The 22,210-nt window shown below is 63.6% G+C and carries 21 protein-coding genes; 13 read left to right on the forward strand and 8 right to left on the reverse strand.

From position 1 onward, the window contains the following. The first annotated feature begins 18 nt into the window (after window positions 1-18). The 3 genes from MesoLj_RS26865 to rsmA are packed head-to-tail and all read left to right on the forward strand — an operon-like array spanning window position 19 to window position 2,849. On the forward strand, window positions 19-954 hold the full coding sequence (locus tag MesoLj_RS26865) for a peptidylprolyl isomerase (protein WP_056563219.1): 936 nt from the start codon (window positions 19-21) through the stop codon (window positions 952-954). 13 nt (window positions 955-967) lie between these two features. After that, window positions 968-1,984 carry a 4-hydroxythreonine-4-phosphate dehydrogenase PdxA gene (pdxA, locus tag MesoLj_RS26870; protein WP_202327488.1) on the forward strand — a complete coding sequence of 339 codons (1,017 nt, stop codon included), beginning with the start codon at window positions 968-970 and terminating at the stop codon, window positions 1,982-1,984. Window positions 1,985-2,009: 25 nt separating this feature from the next. Next, window positions 2,010-2,849, forward strand: coding sequence for a 16S rRNA (adenine(1518)-N(6)/adenine(1519)-N(6))-dimethyltransferase RsmA (rsmA, locus tag MesoLj_RS26875; RefSeq protein ID WP_202323153.1), 840 nt, complete (start codon window positions 2,010-2,012; stop codon window positions 2,847-2,849). A 47-nt stretch (window positions 2,850-2,896) separates the two neighbouring features. Here the strand turns inward: rsmA and gmk are convergent, their stop codons facing one another. The 7 genes from gmk to fabD all read right to left on the reverse strand — a co-directional run bounded on the left by gmk (window position 2,897) and on the right by fabD (window position 9,468). Beyond that, complete coding sequence (gmk, locus tag MesoLj_RS26880) at window positions 2,897-3,553, reverse strand: guanylate kinase (protein WP_140769699.1); 657 nt, start codon at window positions 3,551-3,553, stop codon at window positions 2,897-2,899. Window positions 3,554-3,574: 21 nt separating this feature from the next. After that, a complete protein-coding gene (locus tag MesoLj_RS26885) occupies window positions 3,575-4,465 on the reverse strand; it encodes a YicC/YloC family endoribonuclease (protein ID WP_202323154.1) in 891 nt (296 codons plus the stop codon). A gap of 157 nt (window positions 4,466-4,622) precedes the next feature. Beyond that, window positions 4,623-5,888, reverse strand: coding sequence for an endolytic transglycosylase MltG (mltG, locus tag MesoLj_RS26890; RefSeq protein ID WP_140768410.1), 1,266 nt, complete (start codon window positions 5,886-5,888; stop codon window positions 4,623-4,625). 102 nt (window positions 5,889-5,990) lie between these two features. Next, entirely contained in the window at window positions 5,991-7,253 is a 1,263-nt protein-coding gene (gene fabF / locus MesoLj_RS26895) for a beta-ketoacyl-ACP synthase II (RefSeq protein WP_140768412.1), read from the reverse strand. A 34-nt stretch (window positions 7,254-7,287) separates the two neighbouring features. Next, on the reverse strand, window positions 7,288-7,524 hold the full coding sequence (locus MesoLj_RS26900; RefSeq protein WP_006203723.1) for an acyl carrier protein: 237 nt from the start codon (window positions 7,522-7,524) through the stop codon (window positions 7,288-7,290). A 199-nt stretch (window positions 7,525-7,723) separates the two neighbouring features. Beyond that, on the reverse strand, window positions 7,724-8,461 hold the full coding sequence (gene fabG / locus MesoLj_RS26905) for a 3-oxoacyl-[acyl-carrier-protein] reductase (protein ID WP_140768414.1): 738 nt from the start codon (window positions 8,459-8,461) through the stop codon (window positions 7,724-7,726). A gap of 59 nt (window positions 8,462-8,520) precedes the next feature. After that, complete coding sequence (gene fabD / locus MesoLj_RS26910; RefSeq protein WP_202323155.1) at window positions 8,521-9,468, reverse strand: ACP S-malonyltransferase; 948 nt, start codon at window positions 9,466-9,468, stop codon at window positions 8,521-8,523. Window positions 9,469-9,747: 279 nt separating this feature from the next. Here fabD and MesoLj_RS26915 point away from each other — a divergent pair, with 279 nt between their 5' ends. Continuing rightward, window positions 9,748-11,676 (forward strand): LTA synthase family protein, encoded by a 1,929-nt coding sequence (locus tag MesoLj_RS26915; protein ID WP_446720262.1) that lies wholly within the window; start codon window positions 9,748-9,750, stop codon window positions 11,674-11,676. Between the two features lie 45 nt (window positions 11,677-11,721). On the opposite strand, the gene MesoLj_RS26920 is transcribed toward MesoLj_RS26915, so the two are convergent. Beyond that, complete coding sequence (locus MesoLj_RS26920; RefSeq protein ID WP_202323157.1) at window positions 11,722-13,359, reverse strand: pilus assembly protein; 1,638 nt, start codon at window positions 13,357-13,359, stop codon at window positions 11,722-11,724. A 460-nt stretch (window positions 13,360-13,819) separates the two neighbouring features. Here MesoLj_RS26920 and rpsF point away from each other — a divergent pair, with 460 nt between their 5' ends. The 9 genes from rpsF (at window position 13,820) to MesoLj_RS26965 (ending at window position 22,157) form a co-directional block, all read left to right on the forward strand. Next, window positions 13,820-14,311: a 30S ribosomal protein S6 gene (gene rpsF, locus MesoLj_RS26925; protein WP_140768422.1), complete on the forward strand. Its 492-nt coding sequence runs from the start codon at window positions 13,820-13,822 to the stop codon at window positions 14,309-14,311. Continuing rightward, the gene (gene rpsR / locus MesoLj_RS26930; RefSeq protein WP_006203718.1) at window positions 14,311-14,559 is read left to right on the forward strand and encodes a 30S ribosomal protein S18; all 249 of its coding nucleotides are present in this window, start codon (window positions 14,311-14,313) and stop codon (window positions 14,557-14,559) included. The genes rpsF and rpsR overlap by 1 nt, the downstream gene beginning before the upstream one ends. A gap of 216 nt (window positions 14,560-14,775) precedes the next feature. Further along, complete coding sequence (rplI, locus tag MesoLj_RS26935; RefSeq protein ID WP_140768424.1) at window positions 14,776-15,360, forward strand: 50S ribosomal protein L9; 585 nt, start codon at window positions 14,776-14,778, stop codon at window positions 15,358-15,360. A gap of 175 nt (window positions 15,361-15,535) precedes the next feature. Beyond that, a complete protein-coding gene (locus MesoLj_RS26940; RefSeq protein WP_140768426.1) occupies window positions 15,536-16,828 on the forward strand; it encodes an SAM-dependent methyltransferase in 1,293 nt (430 codons plus the stop codon). Between the two features lie 92 nt (window positions 16,829-16,920). Continuing rightward, window positions 16,921-17,244, forward strand: a complete 324-nt coding sequence (locus MesoLj_RS26945) for a YnfA family protein (protein WP_202323158.1) — start codon at window positions 16,921-16,923, stop codon at window positions 17,242-17,244. A 1-nt stretch (window position 17,245) separates the two neighbouring features. Further along, entirely contained in the window at window positions 17,246-18,223 is a 978-nt protein-coding gene (locus MesoLj_RS26950; protein WP_202323159.1) for a small ribosomal subunit Rsm22 family protein, read from the forward strand. Window positions 18,224-18,441: 218 nt separating this feature from the next. Beyond that, on the forward strand, window positions 18,442-19,938 hold the full coding sequence (locus MesoLj_RS26955) for a replicative DNA helicase (RefSeq protein ID WP_140768432.1): 1,497 nt from the start codon (window positions 18,442-18,444) through the stop codon (window positions 19,936-19,938). Between the two features lie 102 nt (window positions 19,939-20,040). Then, window positions 20,041-21,444 (forward strand): DNA repair protein RadA, encoded by a 1,404-nt coding sequence (gene radA / locus MesoLj_RS26960; RefSeq protein ID WP_096456421.1) that lies wholly within the window; start codon window positions 20,041-20,043, stop codon window positions 21,442-21,444. A 47-nt stretch (window positions 21,445-21,491) separates the two neighbouring features. Then, a complete protein-coding gene (locus tag MesoLj_RS26965; RefSeq protein WP_202323160.1) occupies window positions 21,492-22,157 on the forward strand; it encodes a CvpA family protein in 666 nt (221 codons plus the stop codon). The last annotated feature ends 53 nt before the right edge of the window (window positions 22,158-22,210 follow it).

A 22,210-nucleotide genomic window follows, 5' to 3' on the forward strand; every position in this document is an offset into this window, starting at 1 on the left:
AACCGGGATAGAATTGGGATGCTAATGATGAGGAAATACCTCTTTTCAGCAGGGTTCGCGCTGCTTGTGGCGGCGACATCCGTGTCGATGACCGTCATGACGCCGCCGGCCTTCGCCAGCGAGATCAAATACGTCGTCAACGACATACCAATCACGTCAGGCGATATCGCGCATCGTGCCGCCTTCCTGAAACTGCAGCACAAGAAGGGTGGCGACGCCGCCCAGGAAATGATCGATCAGACGCTGCGCCTTGCCGAGGCCAGGCGGCTTGGCATCCGCATCAGCGACGCGCAGGTCGAGGCTGCCTATCAGCGCTTTGCTTCCGGCAACAAGATGCAACTCAGCCAACTCGACGGCGTCATGGAAAAATCCGGAGTCACCAAGGAACACTTCAAGGAGTTCATCCGCGCCCAGATGGCCTGGAACCAGGCCTTGAGCGCGCGCTACCGTTCCGGAGAAGGCGGCAGCGTGACCGAGCAGGACGCGGTCAGGCGCATGCTCGACAAGGGCGGGGCCAAGCCAAGCGCCACCGAATACATGCTGCAGCAGGTCATCTTCGTCGTGCCGGCCGCCGAACGCAGCGCGACGCTGGCCAAGCGCAAGCGCGAGGCCGACGCCATGCGCGCCCGCTTCAACGGCTGCAACACGACGCGCGAGTTCGCCAAGGGCCTGATCGACGTGACCGTTCGCGATCTGGGCCGGGTGCTGGCGCCTCAACTGCCGCCGGACTGGGCCGAGCAGATCAAGGCCACCAAGGTTGGCGGCGCCACCGTCACGCGCGAAACCGAGCGCGGCGTCGAGTTCATCGGCATCTGCTCGTCGCGCGAAGTGTCCGACGACAAGACCGCCCAGATGGTGTTCCAGAGCGAAGGCTCCAACGACAAGGCAGCCGACGATCTCAGCAAGAAATATGTCGACGAGCTGAAGGCGAAAGCCCGCATCGTCAAGCGCTGACGTGAGCATCGCGATGAAGGCGCTGGCGCTGAGCGTTGGCGATCCGTCCGGCATCGGCCCCGAAATCGCTATCGCCGCCTTCCTGGCGCGTGAGGCAGTCGGTTTGCCCGCCTTCTATCTCCTGGCTGATCCGGCGCTGATCGCATCGCGGGCAAGCCGCCTCGGCGTGTCGGTGCCGATCGTCGAGACAACGCCGGCGCAAACGGCGCAAGTTTTCGTCGACAGCCTGCCGGTCGTTCCACTGGCGGCCCGGTTCATCGACAGCCCCGGCAAGCCGGATCCGGCCAATGCGGCCGGCACGATCGAGGCGATCGACCGCGCTGTCGCCGCCTGCCTCGCTGGCGACGCCGCTGCCGTGGTCACCTGCCCTATCGCCAAGAAGCCGCTCTACGATGCCGGGTTCCGCTTTCCCGGTCACACCGAATATCTGGCGCATCTGGCGGCCCGGCACAGTGGTGTCGAGGTGACGCCGGTCATGATGCTGGCAGGCCCTGATCTGCGCACCGTTCCCGTCACCATCCACATCGCGCTGGCCGAGGTGGCAAAGGCCCTGACCACCGAATTGATCGTGGCGACCGCGCGCATCACCGCCACCGACCTCGCCAGCCGTTTCGGCATCGCCAGGCCGAGGCTTGCCATTGCCGGCCTCAACCCGCATGCCGGCGAAGGCGGGGCCATGGGCCAGGAAGACGAACGTGTGGTGCGCCCGGCGGTCGACATCCTGCGCGCCGAGGGCATCGATGCTTTCGGGCCTCTGCCGGCCGACACGCTGTTCCATGCCCGGGCGCGGGCGGGCTACGATGTGGCGCTGTGCATGTATCACGACCAGGCCTTGATCCCGGCCAAGGCGCTGGCCTTCGACGAAGCGGTCAACGTCACGCTCGGCCTGCCCTTCATCCGCACGTCGCCCGACCATGGCACCGCCTTCGACATCGCCGGCAAGGGCATTGCGCGGCCCGATAGCCTGATCGCCGCATTGAAGCTCGCCAGACGGCTCGCCGACATCGACAGCAAGGCCGCCGCCGCATGAGCGCTCCCGTTTCGGGTCCGAACGCATGAGCATCGACGGACTGCCGCCGCTGCGCGATGTCATCGAGCGCCATGGGCTGCAGGCAAAAAAGGCGCTCGGCCAGAATTTCCTGCTCGATCTCAATTTGACGGGCAAGATCGCACGCAGCGCTGGCGACCTGACAAACACTGCGGTGATCGAGGTTGGTCCGGGCCCCGGCGGCCTGACAAGAGCGCTGCTTGCCCACGGCGCCCGCCGGGTTGTCGCCATCGAGCGCGACGAGCGCTGCCTGGCCGCCCTTGCCGAAGTCTCCGCTCACTATCCCGGCCGGCTGGAGGTGATTTCCGGCGACGCGCTGAAGACCGACTTCGCCGTCCTCGCCGCGGCGGCGGCCGGAGATGGTGGCATGGTGAGGATCGTGGCCAACCTGCCCTACAATATCGGCACTGAATTGCTCGTCCGCTGGCTGACTGTGATGGACTGGCCGCCTTTCTACGCCTCGATGACGCTGATGTTCCAGCGTGAGGTGGCCCAGCGCATCGTCGCCGCGCCTGGCAGCGATGCCTATGGCAGGCTTGGCGTGCTGGCCGGCTGGCGCACGCAAGCCAGGATCGCCTTCGACGTGCCGCCCCAGGCCTTCACGCCGCCGCCCAAGGTCACCTCTTCGGTGGTGCATCTGGAGCCGCGCGCGACACCCCTGCCCACTGACGTGAAAAAACTCGGCCGTGTCACCGAAGCCGCCTTCGGCCAACGCCGAAAGATGTTGCGACAGAGCGTGAAAAGCCTGGGCGGCGAGGCCTTGCTCGAGCGCGCGGGCATCGACCCGACAAGACGCGCCGAAACGCTCAGCGTCGAGGAATTCGTAAGGTTGACGAACGCTGTTTAGGAAGCTGCCAATCTCCCCCTTGTGGGGGAGATTGGCGCCTCCACGCCTCACGCCGTCTTCTCGTCCAGCAAGCCGGAGACGAAATCGAACAGACCGGGCCGGCGGTCCCGCCGCAATCGTTCGGCGACGACGATGCCGCGCACCTCGGCGAAGGCGCGGTCGAGATCGTCATTGACGATGACGAAATCATATTCCTTCCAGTGCTCGATCTCATTGCGGGCGTTCTTCAGCCGCGTCTCGATCACCGCTTCCTGGTCCTCGGCGCGGCGCTTCAGCCGAGCCTTCAATTCCTTCATCGATGGCGGCAGGATGAAGATCGAGACGATATCGGCCCGCATCTTCTCCTTGAGCTGCTGGGCGCCTTGCCAGTCGATGTCGAACAGCATGTCGCGGCCCTGCGCCAGCGCCAGTTCCGCAGGTTCACGCGGTGTCGCATAGCAATTGCCGTGCACTTCCGCCCACTCGAGCAGCGCATCGGAATCACGCAGCCGCTCGAAGTCGCGCATGGTGCGGAAATGGTAGTGAACACCCTCGATCTCCGAGCCGCGCCGCGGCCTGGTGGTGACCGAGACCGACAATTCGAGGCTGGAATCGCTTTCCAGGAGGTTGCGCGCGATCGTCGACTTGCCGGCACCGGATGGCGACGACAGGACGAGCATCAGCCCCCGGCGGCGGATGCGGCCCCCCAAATCCCTGGGAACCATCGGTTCCTTGGCAACCATCGGCTACTCCAGATTCTGGACCTGTTCACGAAACTGGTCGACCACGGCCTTCAGTTCCAGCCCGATCGCGGTGACGGCTGCGGCGTTCGACTTCGAGCACAGCGTATTCGATTCGCGGTTAAATTCCTGTGCCAGAAAATCGAGCTTGCGGCCGACGGCGCCGCCGCCCCCAAGCAGGGCCCGGCCAGATGCGACATGCGTTTTCAGCCGGTCGATCTCTTCGCGGATATCAGCCTTGGTCGCAAGGAACGCCGCCTCCATGTGCAGCCGGCTGGCGTCCAGATTGGCGGACGCGTCCATCAGCAGCCTGACCTGCTCGGCGATGCGTTCACGGATCGCCGCGGTGTCGCGTGAGGGATCCGCCTCCGCGCGCAACGTCAGTGCCTCGATGGCATCGATGTGACCGGACAGCAGCAAAGCCAGTGCCGCACCCTCGCCCTGCCGCGCCTGTTCCAGCCCTTTCAGCGCGACGTCAAGCGCAACCGTGATGGCGGCGTCGAGCGCGGCGCGCGCCTCCTCGGTTTCGACGGTTTCAGGAATGTCGAGCACGCCTCGCAGCGACAGCAATCCGTCGGCTGTCGCCGGGGCAACGCCGAATTGTTCCTGCAGACGTTTGGCGAGACCCGCAAGGTCTTTCAGAAACGCCTCGTTGACGACGGGTTGCGCCTGCGCGCCGGCGGCGCGGCCGATTGTGAGCGTCGCCTGGAAATTGCCGCGGGCGAAACGCTTCTGCAGCGTCTGTCGCACCACCGGCTCCAGCCGCTCGAAACCTTGCGGCAGCCGCAGCCGCACCTCGACGCTCTTGCCGTTGACGGACTTGACCTCCCAGGCGATCGAGGTGCCGTCATGCTCGGCGACGGCACGTGCAAATCCGGTCATGCTCTGCAAATTCATGTCGCCTGCACATCCCTGGCGCATCACCCCGAAACCAGTTTTCCGGACAGGGCAAGTGCTGCTTGAAAACAACCACGCCGCGGGCGCGTCGAAATCGGACGCGCGGCGTTCTTTCAAATGTCAGGCTGTCGCCTTCCGGGCAACGCCTTTCTTCATCTTACTGGGCATCACCCGCATCGCCGCCGGCATCGCCATTGTCGCCACCGGTGCTGTCGGCGCCGTCGGCAGGCTTGTCGGCAGCAGGCTTGTCCGCATTGCCGTTGGCACCAGCGGCAGCGGCCTTGGCCGCGTCATCGGCCTGCTTCTTCTGCAGCGCACGATAACGGGCGACGTTCTCATTGTGCTCGTCCAGCGTTGCGGCAAAGACATGACCGCCCGTGCCGTCTGCAACGAAATAGAGATCGTCGGTCTTCGATGGATTGGCCACGGCCTCAAGTGCCGCACGACCCGGATTGGCGATCGGCGTCGGCGGCAGGCCGTTGATCACATAGGTGTTGTAAGGCGTCTGCTTTTGGATGTCCGACTGGTAGATCGGGCGGTCGGCAGGCTTTCCCTTGCCACCGAACAGACCATAGATGATGGTCGGATCGGATTGCAGGCGCATGCCCTTGGCCAACCGGTTCAGGAAGACGGCGGCGACGCGCGAACGCTCGTCACCCCTGCCGGTTTCCTTCTCGACGATCGACGCCAGGGTGACAAAGTCCTCGACATTGGCGAGCGGCAGATCCGGCGCGCGCCGCTGCCATACCTCGTCGACCAGCTTCTTCTGGTCGGCCAGCAGCTTGTCGATCATCTGCTGGCGCGTCGCTCCACGCGTGAAGCGCAGCGTGTCGGTGGCAAGGCTGCCTTCGGCAGGCGTTGTCGAAGGCATGTCGCCACTCAGGGCGGGTTCGTCGGCGACACGCTGCAGGGCCTGCTCAACCGTCAGCCCTTCCGGAATGGTCAGCGAGTACATCACCGACTTGCCGCTTTTCAGGAGTTCCATGATGTCGCGCATGGATGCCCTGGGCTTGATCTCGTATTCGCCGGCCTTGAGCGCGGAATCATTGCCGAAGGCACGCACGCCAAGGCGGAAGACGCGGGCGTCGCTGATCAGTCCGCGACGCTCAAGCTGGTCGGCGATATCCTGGACGCCAGTGTTCGCCTTGACCAGGAAGGTGTCGCCATTGGCCGAAGGGCCGGGTTCGGTGAATTCCTGCTTGCCGAAATAGACCGCCACGCCAGCCGCCAGAACCAACAGCATCACCGAGGAGATGACGAAGTTCATGAACACCACGACCTGGCTGCGCGAAGCGCGCGAGCGTTTCGGCGGCGGGGTTCCGGCTTCCGGCCGCAAGGCCTCGCTGGCTGTCTTCGGCACGATCGGCCCCGTGTTCGCCGGCCGTTGCCCGAATTCTCCGTTGCCCACCGGATTTGTGTTCATTTTGCCCTACCGTTTGATCGCCCAACGAATCCCCTGCGGCAGAGTAGGGGCGAATATGGCAAAATTGACGGCACGCCGAAGCATCGTCCGGCGGCCGGACGATCAGCCATTGTATCGCTGGAACACAAGCGAAGCGTTTGTGCCGCCGAAGCCGAAGGAATTGGACAGCGCCACGTCGATCTGGCGGGAGCGAGGCTTGTTCGGCACCAGGTCGATCGCGGTTTCACGCTCCGGGTTGTCGAGGTTGATGGTCGCCGGCGCGATATTGTCCCGGATAGCGAGGATCGAAAAGATCGCCTCGGCGGCACCCGCCGCGCCCAGCAGATGGCCGATCGACGACTTGGTCGACGACATCGAAATCTTCGACGCGGCATTGCCGACAAGCCGCTCGACGGCGCCGAGCTCGATCGTGTCGGCCATGGTCGAGGTGCCATGCGCGTTGATGTAGTCGACGTCGGAAGGCGTAAGCTTGGCCCGGTTCAACGCCGCCGTCATGCAACGGAAAGCGCCGTCGCCGTCTTCAGCCGGTGCGGTGATATGATAGGCGTCGCCCGTGAGACCGTAACCAGTCACCTCAGCGTAGATTTTCGCCCCGCGCGCCTTGGCATGCTCGAGTTCTTCCAGCACCACGACACCGGCGCCCTCGCCCATGACGAAGCCGTCCCGGTCACGGTCATAGGGACGCGAGGCCGTCTGCGGCGTGTCATTGCGCTCGGTCGACAGCGCCCGACAGGCGGCGAAGCCCGCGATCGACAGCCGCGTCACCGGCGCTTCGGCGCCACCGGCGACCATCACGTCGGCATCACCCCACATGATCAGCCGGGCAGCATCGCCAATGGCGTGCGCGCCGGTCGAACAGGCAGTGACGACGGCATGGTTCGGGCCTTTCAGCCCGTGCCGGATCGAAACCTGGCCAGAGACAAGATTGATGATCTGGCCAGGAATGAAGAAGGGGCTGATGCGACGCGGACCGCGCTCCTTGAGGATTATCGCGTTCTCGGCGATGCCCTCGATGCCGCCAATGCCGGACCCGATGAGCACGCCGGTGGCGCACTGCTCCTCATGCGTCTTGGGCTCCCAGCCGGAATCCTTCAGCGCCTCGTCGGCGGCGGCAATCCCGTACAGGATGAAGTCGCCGATCTTGCGCAATTCCTTAGGCTCGAGCACGGCCTCTGGATTGAAGGTAGCATTGCTGCCGTCACCACGCGGAATGACGTGGGCGACCTTGCAGGCAAGATCCTCCACCTCGAACTCGGTGATGCGCTTGGCGGCGCTGCGGCCGGTCAGAAGTTCCTTCCAGCTGTGCTCAAAGCCCATGCCGAACGGCGACAACAACCCAAGGCCCGTGACGACGACACGCCTCATCGCAGGTCCTCCCCGGTGATGACTGCGGAAAGCGTCAGGCCGAAGCCTTGTCGATGTACTTTACGGCATCGCCGACGGTCAGGATGGTCTCGGCCGCGTCGTCGGGAATCTCGACGCCAAACTCTTCTTCGAACGCCATGACGAGTTCGACCGTATCGAGGCTGTCAGCGCCCAGATCATCGATGAAGCTCGCCTGCTCCGTCACTTTGTCGGCATCGACGCCAAGGTGCTCGATGACGATCTTCTTGACGCGCTCTGCGGTGTCACTCATTTGGGCATCCTCGTCTTTTGTTTGTCTGTCTTCGTTAGCGGGCAGAATGCCGCTAATCAAGCTGAAAGATGGTCCTGCCGGAAACGCAACGGCCACGGACCGGTTTTTGCCCGAACCGCCGGGTTGCGGGCCGCATTACACGAAAAATGGCCGAGGTCCAAGGTGAAATGGTCTCTTTTCACAACCCCGCCATGTCTGGTCAAATCATGGCCATGCCACCGTTGACATGGATGGTCTGCCCGGTGACGTAGGCGGCTTCGTTGGAGGCGAGGTAGGCGACGGCGGACGCCACTTCAACACTCGATCCCATGCGGCGCGTCGGGATCGCCGCCATGATCGCCTCTTTCTGCTTGTCGTTGAGCTTGTCGGTCATCGCCGATTCGATGAAGCCCGGGGCAACGCAGTTGACGGTGATGTTGCGGGTGGCGATCTCCTGCGCCAGCGACTTGGAGAAGCCGATCATGCCGGCCTTGGAGGCGCAGTAGTTGGTTTGGCCGGGATTGCCCGTGACACCAACCACCGAGGTGATGTTGATGATGCGGCCATGGCGGCGGCGCATCATCGGATGGGTGAGTTCGCGCGTCAGCCGGAAAACGGCGGTCAGATTGACTTCGATCACGCTATCCCAATCGGCGTCCGACATGCGCACGAACAGCCCGTCCTTGGTAATGCCGGCATTGTTGACCAGGATGTCGACGCCTTCGAGATCGGCCTCCGCCTTCTGGCCAAGCGCCTTGACCTCGTCGCGATTCGCCAGATTGGCCGGAAACAGCTTTACCCGATCGCCGAGTTCGGCGGCCAGTGTCTCGAGTTTCTCGATGCGGGTGCCGTGCAGGCCGACAATGGCGCCTTGCGCATGCAGCACGCGGGCGATCGCCTCGCCGATGCCTCCCGATGCGCCGGTGACGAGCGCCTTGCGGCCGGTCAGTTCGAACATTTTTGTCTCCTGATCTGAGAAAACACCCTTCACACGGAAGGGGTCAAATCGCCAGTGTATTATGCAAGTGCGGCCAGTGCCGCCTCAACATCGGCCGACGTGCCGACAGCCGATGTAGCGATATCGCGGTTGATGCGCCGTGCCAGGCCCGACAGCACCTTGCCGGCGCCGATCTCGTAAAGCGTCGCGACGCCGTTGGCGCCGAACCATTCCACCGTTTCGCGCCAACGCACGCGGCCGGTTATCTGCTCGACTAGGCGCCGGGCGATCTCATCCGGATCGCTGGTCGGGGTCACGGTGACGTTGGACACCACGGGGACCGCCGGCGCGTTCTTCGCCACCCCGGCGAGCGCGTCGCGCATGACGTTCGCCGCCGGCGCCATCAACGCGGAATGAAAGGGCGCCGAGACCTGCAGCATCAGCGCCCGCTTGGCGCCCTTTTCGGTGCACAGTTTCGCCGCCAGCTCGACCGCGGCCTTGGCGCCGGAGATGACCAGCTGGCCGCCGCCATTGTCGTTGGCGATCTGACAGACCTTGCCGGCCCCTTGCACGGCCTCGGCGCAAGCAGCTTCGACATCCGCCTGCTCCAGTCCGATGATCGCCGCCATGGCGCCCTCGCCGGCCGGCACCGCCGCCTGCATGGCGTTGCCGCGAATGCGCAGCAGGCGGGCGGCATCGGCGACGGAAACAAAGCCGGCGGCGGCAAGGGCCGAATATTCGCCCAGCGAATGGCCGGCGACATAGGCGACCTTGTCCTTCAGCGAGAAACCGCGCGCTTCCAGCGCCCTCACGGCAGCCAGCGAAACCGCCATCAGTGCCGGCTGTGCATTGGCGGTCAGCGTCAACGTCTCTTCCGGACCTTCCCAGATCAGCTTCGACAGGTTTTCGCCAAGCGCGTCGTCGACTTCCTGGAATATCCTGCGCGCCTCCGGAAAGGCATCGGCAAGATCCTTGCCCATTCCGACAGCCTGGCTGCCTTGTCCCGGAAAGGTGAATGCGACGGCCATGCTAGGGCTCCCGAAGACTGGTTGTGCTTGCCTGATAACACGAATTTTTCCTGCCTGTGGCGCAAGGCAGCCCGCCAAGTCAAGCCCGGCTGGACCCGTGTCCAAATCCGAACCATGCGCCGAGTGCCTGTTCCGAAAGGGCTTTTTGGCGATCACACCTGATGAAAACCGCTCACGAATCGTTTGCTGGCTCTTCTTATTTCCGCCACAGGCGCTAGCTTTGCGTGACAATTATATGACAATCGCGTGACTTGGGTTGTCGCTGGGTGGGAAGTTAAAGTGGCAAAGAGTTCGAAACGCGCCGGTAAAGCCGCGCCTCAGTTCCTAGAAGACGATCCGTCCACCGGCTATCTGCCGGGCCGGACATGGCCGGTCGTCCGTTACGGATTGATCAGCCTGGCGATCTCAACCATCCTGGTGTTCGCCATCGAATTGATCGTGCGCGGTGACTTTGCCGGCACCGTCTCCTTCTTCCTGCAGCCGCTCAAGCCGGGATGGACGACCATCGTCGTGTTCGCGCTGATCCTGATCGGCCTCGACGCTGTGTTCGGCCGCAGCCACCAGAGCCTGATGATCGTCGCGCCATTGACGCTCTCGCTGGCCTTTGTCGGCCACCAGAAATCGCACTATCTCGGCGATCCGCTCTACCCGACGGATTTCCTCTACGCCCGCCAGATCTTCGCCCTGTTGCCGCTCCTGGTGCGTGAACGGCCGATGACCGCGCTCGCCATGGTCGTCGGCATCGTCGCCGGCCTGTCGCTGCTCGTCTATGGCTGGCGGCTGTGGCGCCGCAAGGTTCCCGCGCTCAGCCACAAGGGTCGCCTTGCCCGGCTGACGCTGGCGGTGCCGCTGCTCGCCTTCTTCGTCTCGATCATGGACTACGCCACTTTCTCATGGACCAGGGATCGGCTGCAGATCATCCCGATCATGTGGGACCAGAAGGAAAACTACGCCTCCAACGGCTTTGCGCTGGCCTTCGCGCTCAACGTGCCGATGGCCCATGTCTCGGCACCCCCGGGCTATACGGAAAAGGCGATCGCGGCGATCGACCGGCCGCAGATAACGGCCTCGGTGCCCGATGAAAAGCCAGACATCATTATCGTCATGAGCGAATCCTTCTGGGATCCGACCAAGCTGCCCGGCGTCACCATCACACCGGATCCCATTCCCACCGTGCGGGCATTGCGTTCCGGTTCGATGTTCTCGCCTGAATTCGGCGGCATGACCGCAAACATCGAATTCGAGGCGCTGACCGGCTTTTCCAACGCTTTCCTGCCGGCCGGCAGCATCCCCTACCAGCAATATGTGCGCACGCCGACACCATCGATGGCGACCTTCCTGAAGAGCGAGGGCTACCGGGCGCGCGCCATCCATCCGGGCACCAACTGGTTCTGGAACCGAGGCGCGGTGTACGCCGATTTCGGTTTCAACGATTTCAAGTCGGAAGAGACGCTGCCGCCCATGGAAAAGCGCGGACCGCTGGCATCGGACGCGGCGATGACGGATGAGATCATCCGGGAAGCCGACGCCAGTGACGATCCGGTGTTCTTCTTCGCGGTCAGCCTGCAGAACCATGGCCCGTATGAACCGAACCGCTACTACAACCCGACCCACGCCGTGCAGGCGCCGATCAGCCAGTGGGCGCGCGATTCGCTGCTGAGCTACGCGGAGGGTTCAGCCGACGCGGACCACGGCCTTGAACGGCTGATCGAATGGGCCAAGAAGCGCGATCGGCCGACGATTGTCGCCTTCTTCGGCGACCATCTGCCGCCGCTGGGGCCGGTCTATGTCGAGACCGGCTTCCTGAAGGACAACGTCGCGCCACGCAAGGAGCCGACACCGCAAGCCGCCCTTGAGCATCACGAGACACCGCTGATCATCTGGTCGAACCGCTCCGGTCCGGTCGCGGATCTCGGCACGGTCAGCCCGGCATTCCTGCCCTATCATATCCTCACTGCGGCCGGCATCAGCCATCCTTACTACACGGGCTTCCTGGGCGGGATGCGGGAGCGCTACCGCGTCGTCGACCGCAACCTGCTGCTGACCCCGGCCGGCGAGGCCACGCCCGATTGGTCACGTCAAAAGGAGATCGACCCGGCAATCCGCGATTTCCGGCTCATCCAGTACGACATGATGTTCGGCAAGCGCCATGCCGCACCCGACTTCTTCCCCGAGACGGTCGACAAGGTCGTCGCCCATACGAGTTGAAGGTTCCGATCCTTCAGATGCGGCAGCCCTCTCGATATCGAGCACTCAGTTCGTGAGTTGCAGCTTCGAGAACTTGTTGGCGATTTGCTGAAAGACGTTCGGCAGTTTGGCCGGGTCGTTGACGGCATAGTAGTCGCTCGGGTTGGAAGCACAGGCGCTGTAGAGCGTGCGGTTGGCGGCGGTGTCGGACTGCAGCACCATCGTGTAGATCTGCACGCCCTCGTTCTTCAATTGCGTGCACACGCTTTTGGTCCAGCCGTCGACGTTGCGGGCCGCCGTCGTCTGGTTGTCCGACCCGAAGCGGCCACCCGCCAGGTAGCCATAGGACGTGTAGTCGGACTTGGTCGGCTGATTGCTGGCGCCATAGACGACGTTCTCGCCATCGGTAAGCAGCATGACGATCTTGCTGACGCCCGGCGTCTTGAATGGCACCCCATCGGTATAGGGCGCGCCTGGCGAAAGCACCCGCATGCCCCACGAGAGCCCCTCCGAGACATTGGTGCCGGAACCGTTCCACTCCGTCATCTGGCTCGCGGCCTTGCGCAATTTGTCGAAGTCGTCGGTCAGTGGAACGACAGGGGTCGGGCAGGAGCGATTCGGCCCAACGGTGATGGCGGTGCCGGTCTCGGTGACGAGCTTGTTCGTCGAGGCGACATATTTGGCGATCTTTTCCAGATCAGCGCCCAACAACGCGTCGATCACACCTCCGAGCAGGCCGCTGAGGTCGATACCCAGCACATTGATGCCGGACTGCTTGAGTTTGTTCTTGTCTATGGTGTCGTCGAGGTACGAATTGTTGTAGCCGGTCGCCGAGTTGCCGTAGGAGCCGGACGGCTTGGTGGCAGATGATGGATCGTCGGGAGCGAAATAGGGCACGAACAGCGTGTCGGGCTTGTTCGGATCCGGTGGCGTATCGGAAATGTTGTAGGTGCCGGGGCGAGCCTCGACGCAGCCTTTCCACCCGGTGTCTTTCCATCCGCCCTTCAGCCCCAATTGCTTGAACAGCGCCATGTGGGTCGGCCGCTTGCCGTCGATGGCGGGGAAATTGATGCCGTTGGTCGAGGACTTCCCGTCCATGTCGATCCAGGACGGATCGAACCCATCGCCATTGACGTTGACCGCCGTGACAAAGGGAACCAGCGAGGCACGCACCTGGCGCGTCGGCGATTTTGTCGCCTCAAGCGTGTCCAGCAGGGACTTCGTTGCCGTCCTCAATGCCGTCATGCGGGCACCGGCCATCGAGCCCGTATTGTCCAGCACCAGCACGACTTCGAGCTGGTTGTTCGATTCGACAGCCGAGGCATCGACGACGATGTGCTTGTTCTGGCCGAACAGGAAGGCGAAGTTCAAATTGACGTCCGCGGAGGCAACCGCCTTTGTCTTGATGAAGTTGACGCCCCTGTCGACGGTCAGCGTCGCCTGCGCGTTGGCGAGTTCGCCATGCCCGACGATGTTGGCCTGAAAATAGCGATCGAAGGCGTCCGTGCGGGTAATATCCAGATCGCCGAGATGAGAGGAGGCGAGATTTGCGGCGTCGAGCGCATTCTGCAGGTTGCTCTTGGCCCGCATGATGGTCGACACATCAACCGCGAAGGCGACGGCCGACAGGATGGCCGGCAGACCGAGCCCCATCAGAAGCGCGAAATTGCCGCTCTTCGAGCGCCAGAATCTGTTGAGAAGCATCCTTACCCCCGGAAATGCCCACCGCTTGGTCTGCGCGGATTGCCCGGGCTTTTGCGCCTTCCATGATGAATCGACCGTTGACGGCGGGGCTCAACCCTGTGCAACCTGACATTGTGGTTAAAGGCTGGTTGCGAGAAAACCGCCAGGCGGTACCGACGCGGCCGCTACCTTTCCAGCGCCCTGCGACATCGGGAACGCCGCTTGCCCTTGCCTTCTCGGTGGATTGCTGTATAGACGCCGCCAATCTGCCGGTCCCAGCTGGGGGCTGAACGGAGGGCCGGAGGTTTTATCAAAAGCCTTCGTGTGAAGCCAGAAGTGCTTCCGCCTCCCGTGTCTCCGCTCTCGACCGTCTCGTCATGCTCCTTTCTTCTCCGTGCCTTCCTGGGCTCGGGTCAGAGAAGTTGCAGAGGCTTTTGCCGCCGGGAACCGGGAGAGAAACGAAGAAAGGCACTGAACCATAATGGCTCTTTACGAACATGTGTTTCTTGCCCGGCAGGACCTCTCGCAGCAGCAGGTCGATGCGCTTGTCGAACAGTACAAGGGCGTCATCTCCGCGAATGGCGGGTCCGTCGGCCGGGTCGAGAACTGGGGACTGAAGTCCCTCACCTACCGGGTCAACAAGAACCGGAAGGCATACTACACGCTCATGGACCTCGACTGCCCGCCGGCAGCGCTCAACGAGATGGAGCGCCAGATGGGTCTGTCCGAGGACGTCCTGCGTTTCCTGACCATCAAGGTCGAGGCGCATGAGGAAGGTCCCTCGGCCATGATGCAGAAGCGCGAAGAGCGCTCCGAGCGCGGCAGCTTCGGCGATCGCGATCGCGGCCCGCGTTCGTTCGGCGACCGTGATCGCGGCGACCGTGGCGATCGTCCGCCGCGTTCGTTCGGCGATGCCGGTGGTGATCGTGGTCCGCGCCGTCCGCGCGAAGGCTTTGAAGGGGGTGCAGAATAATGGTCGACATCAACCAGATCCCGACCCGGCGCCCGTTCCACCGTCGCCGCAAGACCTGCCCGTTCTCCGGCGCCAACGCGCCCAAGATCGACTACAAGGACGTGCGTCTCCTGCAGCGCTACATTTCCGAGCGCGGCAAGATCGTGCCGTCGCGCATCACCGCCGTCAGCCAGAAGAAGCAGCGTGAACTCGCCAAGGCGATCAAGCGCGCCCGTTTCCTCGGCCTGCTGCCCTACGTGGTCCGCTAAATCTCTCGGACGGGCGGCTCGCCGCCCGTTCCTTTCGCCGGCCATGACGGGCATGACCGGTTCAGGCATCAAATCCCGAGTTGAGGTCAAGGCCTCTAACTGCCGCGACAGGCAGGACAGCGACACCGGCGGCAACGCCCCTTTTGCTTCCTGACCTGTTCCAGAGAATTCGGCGCCTGCCTTGTGGACGGACGCCCAACCAAAAGGAACAAAACCATGGAAGTCATTCTTCTCGAACGCGTTTCCCGCCTCGGTCAGATGGGCGATACCGTCAAGGTCAAGGACGGCTTTGCCCGTAATTTCCTGCTGCCGCAGGGCAAGGCGCTGCGCGCCAACGAAGCCAACAAGAAGAAGTTCGAAGGCCAGCGCGCCCAGCTCGAAGCCCGCAATCTCGAGCGCAAGTCGGAAGCCGGCCAGGTTGCCGAAAAGCTCGACGGCAAGAGCTTCATCGCCGTTCGCTCGGCCGGCGAGACCGGTCAGCTCTACGGTTCGGTGTCGACGCGCGACATCGCAGATCTGCTGACGGCGGAAGGCTTCACGGTCAACCGCAACCAGATCCAGCTCAACCAGCCGATCAAGACCATCGGTCTCACCAATGTGGCGATCGCGCTGCATCCGGAAGTCGAAGTCACCATCACGCTCAACATCGCCCGTACGGCCGATGAGGCCGAACGCCAGGCCAAGGGCGAGACGCTGACCACCGCCGAAGCCATTTATGGCGACGACATCAACGACAATGCCCGGCCGGAAAACTTCTTCGATCCGAACGCCGAGTTCGAAGGCGGCGAAGACAACGCCTGATCGCCCACGACAAGCGAAGGAGCCGAGCTCCGATCACTTTGTCGTAATCCAGCCATTCTGGACCAATGCCCGGGCCTCTCGCCCGGGCATTTTTATACCAAATGGAACTTTTCGAACCCCTATATATTGTTGCAGAATTAAGGCAGCCGGTCTGACCGTGAGGGGACATTTGGTTATGAATATTCTGCTGAAGCGCGTTCTCGATCGCCTGGTTCGCACGGGCAATCTCAAGGTAACCGGGCCCAAGGGCTTGACAGTCATCTTCGGCGACGGCAGCGGCGAGCCAGTGCACATGCACATCAAGACCCGGCACGCCGAACGGGCCATCACCTTCGATCCGATGCTGGCGGTGCCTGAAGCCTACATGGACGGCGAACTCGACATCCTCGAAGGCGGCGTGCTCGGCCTGATGCGCATTGCCTTTCAGAACATGGGCAGCGGCGGCATCGACGCGACATGGTCAAAAGCGATCGAGGGCCTGCGCCACGCCTTCCGCCGCCTGCAGCAGATCAACACCGCTTCGCGCTCGCGCCGCAACGTACAGCGTCATTACGATCTGTCGGGCGACCTGTACCGGCTCTTCCTCGACGAGGACATGCAGTATTCATGCGCCTATTTCGAGCAGCCGGACATGACGCTGGACGAGGCGCAGGCCGCCAAGAAGCGCCATATCGCCGCCAAGCTCAGACTGAAAGCCGGCCAGACCGTACTCGATATCGGCTCCGGCTGGGGCGGGCTCGGCCTCTATCTCGCCAAGGCCTTCGACGTCGATGTGCAGGGCGTGACGCTGTCGACCGAACAGCATGGCGTGGCCACCGACAGGGCGCATGCGCAAGGCCTGGAAAACCACGTCCATTTCGAGTTGAAGGATTATCGCGAACTCAACGAACGCTTCGACCGTATCGTTTCGGTCGGCATGTTCGAACATGTCGGCGTGAACCACTTCCGCACCTTCTTCGACAAGGCGGCAACGTTGCTTAAGCCCGATGGCGTCATGCTCCTGCATACGATCGGCCGCTCCGGCGTGCCGTGGGCGACCAGCGCCTTCATCCGCAAGTATATTTTCCCGGGCGGCTACATACCGGCGATGTCGGAGGTGCTGCCGGCGATCGAGAAGTCCGGCCTGGTGGTCACCGATGTCGAGATCCTGCGGCTCCATTATGCCGACACGCTGAAGCACTGGAGCCAGCGCTTCGCCGCCAATCGCGACAAGGCCAAGGCCATCTACGACGAACGCTTCTGCCGCATGTGGGAGTTCTATCTGGCCGCTTCCGAAGCCGCCTTCCGCTGGCAGGACCTCGTCATCTTCCAGTTCCAGATCGCCAAGAAGAACGACACGCTGCCGGTAACCCGCGACTACATGGCAAAATGCGAAAAGGCACTGGAAATGCGCGACCTGGGCCGCCGCGAAGCGGCTCCCGTCGAGAAGGCGGCCAAGCCCGCCCGACGCCGCAAGGTGGCGGAGTAGGAACGCAACGTTGGTGCGCTTTCGCCATTGCCGCTTGCCATTCCCGGCCCCTGCCATGAAAAAGGCCTCGTGATCGTCACGGGGCCTTTTTCATGACCTATCTCCTCTATGCCGCCGCGGCGCTGGCCGAGATCGCCGGCTCTTTTTCGGTGTGGGCCTGGTGGCGGCTCGAAAAATCGCCGCTGTGGCTGGCGCCGGGCTTCGTCTCGCTGCTGCTGTTCGCCTGGCTTCTGGCGCTGGTCGACACCAATGCCGCAGGCCGCGCCTATGCCGCTTATGGCGGCATCTACATCGTCGCCTCGCTTGGCTGGCTGTGGCTGGTGGAAGGCGTGCGGCCCGACCGCTGGGATCTTGGTGGTGCCGCGCTCTGCATCGCCGGCGCTTCGGTCATCCTGCTCGCACCGCGAGGAGCCTAGCGTGGAACTGCCGGCCCTTCTTCGACACGCCGTCGACCGCATCCTGGAGAAAGTCCCGCTGCCGGAACTGAAGCAGGCAGCGAAAACACTCTCCGACCGCTACCGCGCCGAACTGCGCGACGGCCGCCTGCACATGGCGCAGGACATGGCGGTCAAGGCCTATCTGGCGACGCGGCTCCCGGCGACCTATGCCGCGGTCCGTGCCAGCCTCGACACGCTGAACGCGGCCCGGCCAAATTTCGCGCCGAAAACCCTGCTCGACGTCGGCGCCGGTCCTGGTACGGTGCTTTGGGCCACCAACGATCTCTGGCCCGATCTCGAACAGGCCGTTTTGCTGGAAGCGAGCGCGGCGGTGCGCAAGGTCGGCGAGACGCTCGCCGCCGACGCCATCGCGGCCCGAACCGTCTGGCAGGCCGGCGACGTCACAACAGACCTGGGCGACCTTCGGCCGGCGGACCTCGTCACCTGCGCCTATGTGCTGGACGAGATCGTGCCGGCATCGCTGCCCAAGATGGTCGACCGTCTATGGCAGCTGACGACAGACACGCTGCTGATCATCGAGCCGGGCACGCCGGCGGGCTGGCAGCGCATTCTGGCGGTGCGCGCGCAACTGATCGCCGCCGGTGCGCATGTGCTGGCGCCTTGTCCGCACGAGGCGCCCTGCCCGCTCAACCCGCCCGACTGGTGCCATTTTGCCCGCCGCGTCGCCCGCTCGCGCCTGCACCGGCTGGCCAAGGACGCCGATGTGCCGTGGGAAGACGAGAAATTCATTTTTGTCGCCGCGTCGCGCCAGCCGGCCGCCTCCCACGCCGCGCGGGTCCTCGCACCGCCGAAATCCGGCTCGGGCAAGGTTCTGCTCAAGCTTTGCCAGGAAGACGGCACAGCCGTGGAGCAACTCTTCACCAAGCGTGACGGCGCGGACTTCAAGCTGGCCCGGCGGCTGGACTGGGGTGACAGGCTGGAACCAGGCGGTACCTGAACGGCCGATTGTTCTTGCTTCGTTCCAATAGCGCGCGTAAGAATCACTGCTTGCCGAGTCAATCGGAATCGGGACACAGGAACACTGTCCTGTGGACGGTTTTCCGTTCCTGTGAACAACGGGCATCAAGGTTGGTTGGTCGTGCGGTGATGCAGAAAGGTCAGCACGGTTTCGTGTCGTTCTGATATCGAGAAGCCGGGATCGAAATCGGGGATATCATGGCAGAGGCAGCACGAAAATTCGGCGTGGCGGAGCAGCAACCGCTTTATCGCGAGGCGCCGAACAACATCGAGGCCGAGCAGGCGCTGCTCGGCGCTATCCTCGTCAACAATGATGCCTTCTATCGTGTCTCCGATTTCCTGAAGCCAGGCCATTTCTACGAACCCCTGCACAGAAAAATCTTCGAGATCGCGGCCGAGCTCATCCGCATGGGCAAGGTGGCGACGCCAATCACACTCAAGACCTTCCTGCCGGCCGACGAAAAGGTCGGCGACATGACGGTGGCGCAATATATCGTGCGGCTGGCGGTCGAAGCCGTCACCGTCGTCAACGCCACCGACTATGGCCGCGCCATCTACGACCTGGCAACGCGCCGCGCGCTGATCACCGTCGGCGAAGACATGGTCAACATCGCCTATGACGCGCCGGTCGACATGTCGCCTTCCGAGCAGATCGAGGATGCCGAGCGCCGCCTGTTCGAACTGGCCGAAACCGGACGCTATGATGGCGGCTTCGAGAGCTTCACCGACGCGGTCAAGACGGCCGTGGACATGGCCAACGCGGCCTATATGCGCGACGGCCATTTGTCGGGCCTCGCCACCGGCATGCGCGATCTCGACCGCCGCATGGGCGGCCTGCAATCGTCGGATCTTATCGTGCTTGCCGGCCGCCCGGGCATGGGCAAGACGTCGCTTGCCACCAACATCGCTTTCAATATCGCCGAGATGTATGTGCCGGCGCAGCAGGCGGACGGATCGTTCAAGGCGGCCAATGGCGGCGTGGTCGGCTTCTTCTCGCTCGAAATGTCGTCCGAGCAGCTCGCTACCCGTATCATCTCCGAGCAGACGGAAATCTCGTCCTCAAAAATCCGCCGCGGCGAGATCAGCGAAATGGATTTCGAAAAGCTGGTCGCCTGTTCGCAGACCATGCAGAAGATCCCGCTTTTCATCGACCAGACCGGCGGTATCTCCATTGCGCAGCTATCCGCCCGCGCGCGGCGCTTGAAGCGCCAGCGCGGCCTCGACCTGATCGTCATCGACTATATCCAGCTGATGCAGGGTTCATCCGCCAAGTCTTCGCAGAACCGCGTGCAGGAAATCACCGAGATCACCACGGGCCTCAAGGCGCTGGCCAAGGAACTGGCCGTACCGATCATCGCGCTGTCGCAGCTGTCGCGTCAGGTCGAAAGCCGCGACGACAAGCGCCCGCAACTCTCCGACTTGCGTGAATCCGGTTCGATCGAGCAGGACGCCGACGTCGTGATGTTCGTCTACCGCGAGGAGTATTACCTCAAGAACCGTGAGCCGAAGCTCGGCACGGAAGAATACGTCAAGTGGGAAAACGAGATGAACGAGATGCGCGGCAAGGCCGAGGTCATTGTCGCCAAGCAGCGCCACGGCCCGACGGGTTCGGTCACGCTCGCCTTCCACGGCGAATTCACCCGCTTCTCCGACCTGGCGGAAGAGCATCATATCGCGGAGAGGTTTGACGAGTAAGCAGTTGGCCGAAATCGCAGCAAATATCCGGGCCGGCCGCGCTCCACGGCGCGCCCCCCTGTCTCACCGACCTGTTCTTTCATTTGCCACAGGCCTCGCCTGATGGCCAAATCGCGTGTCCAGTTCATCTGCCAGAACTGCGGATCGGTGCATCAGCGCTGGGCCGGCAAATGCGATGCCTGCGGCGAGTGGAACACGCTGGTCGAGGAAGGCACCTCCGGCGGCATCGGTTCGGGGCCGGCCAACACGCGCAACGCCCGCAAGGGCCGCGCGGTGGTGCTGACCACGCTCTCCGGCGATATCGAGGACGCGCCGCGCATCATTTCCGGCATCGGCGAACTCGACCGCGCCACCGGCGGCGGTTTTGTACGCGGTTCCGCACTTTTGGTCGGCGGCGACCCCGGCATCGGCAAGTCGACGCTGCTCACCCAGGCTGCCGCTGCGCTGGCGTCGCGAGGCCACCGCATCGTCTATGTCTCGGGCGAAGAAGCCGTCGCGCAGATCAGGCTGAGGGCGCAGCGGCTCGGCGTCGCCGACACACCGGTGGAACTGGCAGCCGAGACCAATGTCGAGGACATTCTTGCCACCATCGCCGACGGCAAGCGGCCGGATCTGGTCATTCTCGATTCGATCCAGACGCTGTGGACCGACCTTGCCGATTCGGCGCCGGGCACCGTCACCCAGGTGCGCGCCGCCGCCCAGGCGATGATCCGCTATGCGAAATCCACGGGCGCGGCGATCGTGCTGGTCGGCCATGTCACCAAGGAAGGCCAGATCGCCGGACCGCGCGTGGTCGAACACATGGTTGATGCCGTGCTCTACTTCGAGGGCGAAGGCGGTCACCACTATCGCATTCTGCGCACGGTGAAGAACCGCTTTGGGCCGACCGATGAGATCGGCGTCTTCGAAATGTCGGACAAGGGTTTGCGCGAGGTCGCCAATCCATCCGAGCTGTTTCTCGGCGAGCGGCATGCGAAATCGCCGGGTGCCGCGGTTTTCGCCGGCATGGAAGGCACGAGGCCGGTGCTGGTCGAGATTCAGGCCCTGGTCGCACAATCCTCGCTCGGCACGCCACGGCGCGCCGTCGTCGGTTGGGACGGAGCTCGCCTGTCGATGATCCTGGCGGTTCTCGAAGCCCATTGCGGCGTCCGCTTTGGCCAGCACGACGTTTATCTCAACGTCGCCGGCGGCTACCGCATCAGCGAGCCTGCGGCCGATCTCGCGGTCGCCGCCGCGCTGGTTTCCTCGCTCACCGGTCTTGCCCTTCCCGCCGATTGCGTCTATTTCGGCGAAATCAGCCTTTCGGGCGCGGTGAGGCCGGTTGCGCACGCGCAGCAGCGCCTCAAGGAAGCCGAAAAGCTGGGTTTTGGTAGCGCGGTTCTGCCCTTGGGCAGCGAGGAACTTGCTGGAGGGATCGGGGCCGGCGCTTTCCAGCCCACCGAGCTTGCCGACCTCGTGGCGCGCATAGCCGGCTCACGGCGCAGTCGCGTCGACGATGAAGAATAACGCGGCTCGTCGAGCCGTGAAAAAGAGATCGGAGTGGGGCGAAAGACATGCCGATTACGCTGCTTGACGGAATCCTGGTCGGCTTCACCCTGGTCTCGGCGATGCTCGCCATGGTTCGCGGCTTTTCGCGCGAGATCCTGTCCGTCGTCTCGTGGGCGGCGGCGGCGGCCGCGGCTTTCTTCTTCTACAAGCCGGTCCTGCCATACCTTAAGCCCTACATCGACAATGAGAAGATCGCCATGGCGGCATCCGCCGGCGTCGTCTTCATCATCGCGCTGATCGTCGTCTCGGTCATCACCATGAAGCTCGCCGACTGGATCATCGATTCGCGGATCGGCGCGCTCGACCGCACGCTTGGTTTCCTCTACGGCGCCGCGCGCGGCATCCTGGTCGTCGCCGTCGCGCTGCTGTTCTTCAACTGGCTGGCTGGCGCCAAGGCACCGGCCTGGGTGACGGAGGCCAAGTCGCGGCCGCTGCTGGAGCAGATCGGCGCCAAGCTTGAAAGCCTGCTGCCCGAGGATCCGGAAAACGCCATCCTCAAGAAGCTCAATCCGAATCAGCCCGCTGCCGAGACGCCGGCCGCTCCGGACGCACCGGCGGCGGACGCTCCTGCCGGCGGCGACGACGCCAATGCACCGGCTCCCGACGACAATGATGCCGGCCCAGCGGACAACACGGCCAAGCCAGCAGCGCCGGCAGCCCCGGCAAACTGACGCGCCTGGACTGACGATGGTGTGAACGACTGCACGGCGCGCGTTGCTTTCGG

The organism is Mesorhizobium sp. 113-3-9 (genome assembly GCF_016756515.1).
GTDB lineage: Bacteria > Pseudomonadota > Alphaproteobacteria > Rhizobiales > Rhizobiaceae > Mesorhizobium.

Excerpts from the sequence above, each read along its gene's own strand:
- gmk (WP_140769699.1), bottom strand. The coding sequence starts at position 3,553 with ATGGTTCCCAGGGATTTGGGGGGCCGCATCCGCCGCCGGGGGCTGATG.
- fabG (WP_140768414.1), bottom strand. The coding sequence starts at position 8,461 with ATGTTCGAACTGACCGGCCGCAAGGCGCTCGTCACCGGCGCATCGGGA.
- MesoLj_RS26945 (WP_202323158.1), top strand. The coding sequence starts at position 16,921 with ATGACCTATCTCCTCTATGCCGCCGCGGCGCTGGCCGAGATCGCCGGC.
- rplI (WP_140768424.1), top strand. The coding sequence starts at position 14,776 with ATGGAAGTCATTCTTCTCGAACGCGTTTCCCGCCTCGGTCAGATGGGC.
- rsmA (WP_202323153.1), top strand. The coding sequence starts at position 2,010 with ATGAGCATCGACGGACTGCCGCCGCTGCGCGATGTCATCGAGCGCCAT.
- MesoLj_RS26865 (WP_056563219.1), top strand. The coding sequence starts at position 19 with ATGCTAATGATGAGGAAATACCTCTTTTCAGCAGGGTTCGCGCTGCTT.
- pdxA (WP_202327488.1), top strand. The coding sequence starts at position 968 with ATGAAGGCGCTGGCGCTGAGCGTTGGCGATCCGTCCGGCATCGGCCCC.
- MesoLj_RS26900 (WP_006203723.1), bottom strand. The coding sequence starts at position 7,524 with ATGAGTGACACCGCAGAGCGCGTCAAGAAGATCGTCATCGAGCACCTT.
- MesoLj_RS26920 (WP_202323157.1), bottom strand. The coding sequence starts at position 13,359 with ATGCTTCTCAACAGATTCTGGCGCTCGAAGAGCGGCAATTTCGCGCTT.
- radA (WP_096456421.1), top strand. The coding sequence starts at position 20,041 with ATGGCCAAATCGCGTGTCCAGTTCATCTGCCAGAACTGCGGATCGGTG.
- rpsR (WP_006203718.1), top strand. The coding sequence starts at position 14,311 with ATGGTCGACATCAACCAGATCCCGACCCGGCGCCCGTTCCACCGTCGC.
- rpsF (WP_140768422.1), top strand. The coding sequence starts at position 13,820 with ATGGCTCTTTACGAACATGTGTTTCTTGCCCGGCAGGACCTCTCGCAG.
- MesoLj_RS26885 (WP_202323154.1), bottom strand. The coding sequence starts at position 4,465 with ATGAATTTGCAGAGCATGACCGGATTTGCACGTGCCGTCGCCGAGCAT.
- fabD (WP_202323155.1), bottom strand. The coding sequence starts at position 9,468 with ATGGCCGTCGCATTCACCTTTCCGGGACAAGGCAGCCAGGCTGTCGGA.
- fabF (WP_140768412.1), bottom strand. The coding sequence starts at position 7,253 with ATGAGGCGTGTCGTCGTCACGGGCCTTGGGTTGTTGTCGCCGTTCGGC.
- MesoLj_RS26955 (WP_140768432.1), top strand. The coding sequence starts at position 18,442 with ATGGCAGAGGCAGCACGAAAATTCGGCGTGGCGGAGCAGCAACCGCTT.
- MesoLj_RS26940 (WP_140768426.1), top strand. The coding sequence starts at position 15,536 with ATGAATATTCTGCTGAAGCGCGTTCTCGATCGCCTGGTTCGCACGGGC.
- mltG (WP_140768410.1), bottom strand. The coding sequence starts at position 5,888 with ATGAACACAAATCCGGTGGGCAACGGAGAATTCGGGCAACGGCCGGCG.
- MesoLj_RS26965 (WP_202323160.1), top strand. The coding sequence starts at position 21,492 with ATGCCGATTACGCTGCTTGACGGAATCCTGGTCGGCTTCACCCTGGTC.